General features: G+C 43.7%; 4 protein-coding genes. All 4 read left to right on the top strand.

From position 1 onward, the window contains the following. Positions 1 to 865, top strand: an 865-nt coding sequence (locus A3763_RS22805) for an outer membrane lipoprotein-sorting protein (protein ID WP_068760578.1), incomplete at its 5' end; no start/stop codon positions are given. Between the two features lie 11 nt (positions 866 to 876). Beyond that, entirely contained in the window at positions 877 to 2,178 is a 1,302-nt protein-coding gene (locus tag A3763_RS22800; protein WP_068633838.1) for a DUF1302 family protein, read from the top strand. 154 nt (positions 2,179 to 2,332) lie between these two features. Next, positions 2,333 to 3,706 (top strand): glutamine synthetase family protein, encoded by a 1,374-nt coding sequence (locus A3763_RS22795; protein ID WP_156490408.1) that lies wholly within the window; start codon positions 2,333 to 2,335, stop codon positions 3,704 to 3,706. A gap of 14 nt (positions 3,707 to 3,720) precedes the next feature. Next, on the top strand, positions 3,721 to 4,902 hold a 1,182-nt coding region (locus A3763_RS22790), incomplete at its 3' end, for an aldehyde dehydrogenase family protein (RefSeq protein WP_068760576.1).

Here is a 4,902-nt window from a genome sequence, read left to right as displayed (position 1 = left end):
GGTCTCGGCCTTGGTGATACTAATTGCATTTAGCACACTGTCTCAAGCTGCTAATGATGCGAAAAGTATTATGGAAAAAGTGGATGTAGTTCAGCGAGAAACGGCTGATATGAACTTAAGTCTATCGACACTTTCTTCTTGTCCTTTTCAAATCAAGAGCAAGAAAGTGTCGTGCACCGAGTCAAAACGAATCAAACGATTTGAATCCTACAGCATTCAGGCTGGCGTTAATAAAAAAGACAGCAAAGCTATCTCTATCATTCTAGAACCCGCCCGCGAAAAAGGTGTGGGCATGCTGACATATAGCTACGAAGATGATTCAAGAGATACCGAGTCTTGGTTATACCTGTCTGCCTTGGGGAAGGTGAAACGAATGGTGAGTGGCTCATCTGATGATCAAGAACCAGTCGCTTTCTTTGGTTCTGAGTTTACAACAGAAGATATGGAAAGTGGCAAAACTGATGAATATGACTACAAGATTTTGCAAGAAGGAAAGTACGGTCAAACTCAAGTTTGGGTTATAGAAGCGAAACCAAAGCCTGTGCGTCTAAGAAAGACTAACTATAGCAAGCTACTTCTATGGATTGATAAAGAAAAATTTGTAGCGCTTAAAGTGCAAGGTTACGACAAGCATGGCAAGCTTTACAAACGCACTCTGATGAAAAAATACGAGAAGCTGTCCGGGAAGTGGCTAGCGCGTGAAATTACGGTCTTTAATCTGCAATCTAAGCGCTTATCAACCATCGTAAATGAACAAGTTGTTCTTGGCGTTGCGCTAGATGAAGCGTTTTTGACCCAGCGTAGCCTCAACGATTTTGCCTTCCGTGAACAGCATTTGTCGAAACTGAGAAAGCACTTTAAGTGATAGTTACACTAATGCTTAGATTCCTACTAGTCACTTATTTGCTCTCATATTGTGGCCTTGCTATATGTGAAGACTTACTAGAGCAGGATGAGGTCTACGATGATACTAGCTTACTTGCTGAAGAATCACTGTTACTTAGCGATGAATTCGAACTAGGCGAAGACTCTCACGAAAGGCCAGGTTCGTCTTCAGCTATGCTCATAGATATATTTAGCGTGTCTGTCACGCGTGAATTGGCATACGGTCGGCATGTTGAACAGTCAAATATTGGTATGAGGCTTGAGCTGGATACACCCCTTTGGTCGGGTGCGTATGCACGTATAGATTATGAGGTAACACACTTTTTCTCTCCAGAGAATCTATCTCGTGACTATGGAGAGTCCTATACGAATAGAGAGTTAAATGAAGCCTGGTTGCAGGTAAGTTTTTCGGATTGCGTTGCAAAGCTTGGACGTCAAACCTTGTTCTGGGGGCGAGTAGAGGGTGCTAATGCGCTTGATGTCATATCACCAGTTGACTTCACTAAACCCTTATTGACTGATTTTAGTGATATCAGACTCTCGTCAGAGATGGCTCTTTTTCGCTGCTATCAAAACGATCTTACAGCTGAGCTGTTCTATCAAGAAGATGCTCTGTTGAATCGTTTCTCTCATTTCGAAAGCGAATTAGAACGTATTGCCAGATCAGGGATGGGCGACGAATGGGGAGGGCGTTTAAGTTTGGCTAAGCAGGCTTTTGATCTCTCGTTAAGCTATGCCCGCCTGTATGCTAATCATTTCTCCATACTAATCGATAAGAATACTTTTCAAAGCACACCTTATAGTCAGCGTTACGAACTCTATGGGCTTTCGCTGGGTATCAATCAGGGAAGCATTATGTACGAGCTTGATTTGGCCTATAAAACAAATCAACTCTCTTCAGTATATGCGCTGAGTGGTCGGCCTGAAAACTTAGAAAACAGGCTTGAAATTGCGCTAGGTTTTGAATATCTAAGTGCCGCTAATCATCAAGTGAATGCTGGTGTATGGCGTTTTAAAAGTCTAGAGCAAGATACGAATCGTACCATCTATAACGAGATCTGGAATGTTTCATGGAGCAAGGAGTACTTTAATGATGTGCTCGGCTTGAGTGTGCTTGGGGCTTGGTCTACTGTCTCTGAGCTATTTGTGTTGAATCTGGCATCTGAGTATGACTTTAATGACTATGTTCAGTTATCTCTTGCGCTTAGCTATGCCAGCAAAAGCGGCTCAAATGACCCAGTTTATCCTGATTCAAAACTTAGCAGCACCTTTAAAATAGAAGCCCAATTCTAGCGATTTCTAATTGCTTAGCGAGCTCCCACTTATCTCGCATTGTTAGTAATTTCCTCTTAGTTTTTATTAATGCACCGCAGTTTTATGCGCATGTAACATTTCTAACCTAAACTTAAGGCTAGATGCGATTATAAAATAAAAATATTTGGATAATATGATGGAAGCCAGATCTGTAAAAACGATTGAAGATGCGAAGCATATTGTAAATCTTCGTGGAATAAAGCATGTCAAAGTTGGTCTTTTCGATATAGACGGCGTGATGCGCGGTAAATATATGAGCAAAGATAAGTTCTTTGCTGGGCTCGACAAGGGTTTTGGTTTTTGCGATGTTGTTTTGGGCTGGGACTCGAAAGATCAGTTATACGACAATGTCAGTTACACTGGCTGGCATACAGCCTACCCAGATGCCTCTGTACGAATTATTCCCGAAAGCTGTAGGGAGATTCCTTTTGAGCAAGGTACTTTACTTTTTATTTGTGAATTCGTAGGTGCCGCGGCAGTGCTCTGTCCGCGCAATCTTTTGAATAGGATATTACAAAAAGCAGACTCAATGGGCTTTTCTGCCAATGCAGCGCTAGAGTATGAATTCTTTCTATTTAACGAAACCCCAAAAAGCGTAAGAGAAAAAGGCTTTCGAAACCTTGAGCCTTTTACGCCGGATAACTTTGGTTACTCTGTTTTAAGGGGAAGCGTTCATCACGACTTATATGCACAAATCCTTGGGCTTGCGGAGGAAATGGATTTTCCGATTGAAGGTCTACATACAGAAACCGGGCCAGGTGTTCTTGAGGCTGCGATAGCTGTTGATACCGCACAAAATGCCGCCGATAAAGCGTCGCTATTTAAAACTTTCATTAAAGTATTGGCCCAAAAAAATGAATTGATGGCCACCTTTATGGCTAAGTGGTCGGCCGACTACCCAGGCCAAAGCGGCCATATTCATATTTCCTTAAACGATGCGAAGACAAATGAGTCAGTCTTTTTTGATCAAAGTAAAGATTATTCGATGAGTGATACTCAAAGGCATTTCGTTGCGGGTCAGCAGTTATTGATGCCAAAGTTCTTGTCATTGATTGCGCCAACGGTTAATAGTTATACGCGACTAATTCCAGGCTTTTGGGCGCCAACCGATGCTACATGGGGCGTTGAGAATCGTACTTGCTCGCTGCGCGTTATACCTGGTTCAGCGAAGTCGCAGAGAGTCGAGTATCGTTTAGGCTCGGCAGATGGTAACCCGTATCTAACCTTGGCAGCGGCGCTTGCTTCAGGTTTGTATGGTATCGAGCACAAACTTGAACCGACACCAATGGTTGTTGGTGATGCGTATTCACAAACGCATCCCAGCGCATTAAAACTTCCTGCAACACTTTGGGAGGCGGCGCAAGCTCTAAAGGAGTCTAAAGAGGCGAGAGGCCTATTTGGCGATGCCTTTGTAGAGCATTTTGCATCGAGCCGAGAATGGGAAGAGCGAGAGTTTCGCAAGCACATTAGTGACTGGGAAATGGACCGGTATTTCGAGATTATTTAACTAGAAGACATATTATGGCTAGAAAACTGAAAACCTATTCGCCAATTGATGGCTCTCTATATGTTCAAAGAGAGTTGGTTGGCGAAGAGCAGATGCTTGAAGCGGTGCTGCTTGCAGATAAAGCGCAAGATGACTGGGCTTTGGTACCCTTGGAAAAAAAGAAGCACATTTGTTCGTTAGCTGTAGAGTGCTTTGAAGAAAAAAAAGAGCTTATAGCTGAAGAGCTATGTTGGCAAATGGGACGACCGATACGATATGCAGAAGGCGAAGTTTCCAGTTTTGCAGCACGCGCCCGTCATATGATCTCAATATCTGATCGATGCCTTGCGTCAAACGAGGTTGACGATAAGCCTGGGTTTAAGCGCTTCATTAAAAAGTGTCCGGTTGGAACGGTAGCAGTTCTAGCACCATGGAATTACCCTCTACACACACCGATCAACTCTATTATTCCAGCTTTATTAGCTGGTAACTCGGTGATCCTAAAGCATTCAGCCCAAACACCTTTGTGCGGTGAACGTATTGTAGAGGCTTTTGCCGACGCGGGTCTTCCTCAGGGCGTATTACAATGCCTTCATATGAGTCATGACACAGCCAAGACTATGCTGGAGCAACCTTCCATAAAGGCTGTGACCTTTACTGGTTCTGTCGAGGCCGGTAAAGATATTGAAAAAGCATGTGCAGGTAGGTTTATTAACCTAACGCTTGAGTTAGGGGGCAAGGATCCGGCCTATATTCGTAGTGATGCTGACCTTGAATATGCTGTTGAATCAACTGTAGATGGTGCTTTCTTTAATTCCGGTCAGTCGTGTTGTGGGCTCGAACGGATTTATGTTCATCAGTCAATTTATAGTGCGTATGTCGAGCGCTTTGTAGAGCTTACTCGGGAGTATGTCCTGGGTTGCTCAAATGATCAGGCAACGACGCTTGGTCCGGTAGTCAATGCTTCGGCGGCAGCAAGAATACGCAAACAGATTCAAGGCGCAATTGATTCAGGTGCCAAAGCCAATATCGATGTCACAAATTTCCCTCTTGATCAGAATGGTACGGCCTATCTAGCACCTCAAGTGCTGACGAATGTTGATCACTCGATGTCAGTAATGCGTGATGAGACCTTTGGTCCAGTTGTGGGGATAATGGCTGTTAGCTCCGATGAAGAAGCAGTAAAGCTTATGAACGACAGTGACCTGGGATTGAGT

It is taken from the genome of Oleiphilus sp. HI0128 (genome assembly GCF_001635365.1).
Note: the sequence above shows the minus strand (reverse complement) of the source record. Positions and strands in the feature narration are given on the sequence as shown.

What these genes read in the sequence shown, in the direction of transcription:
- A3763_RS22800 (WP_068633838.1), top strand. Translation starts at nt 877, where the DNA reads ATGCTTAGATTCCTACTAGTCACTTATTTGCTCTCATATTGTGGCCTT.
- A3763_RS22795 (WP_156490408.1), top strand. Translation starts at nt 2,333, where the DNA reads ATGATGGAAGCCAGATCTGTAAAAACGATTGAAGATGCGAAGCATATT.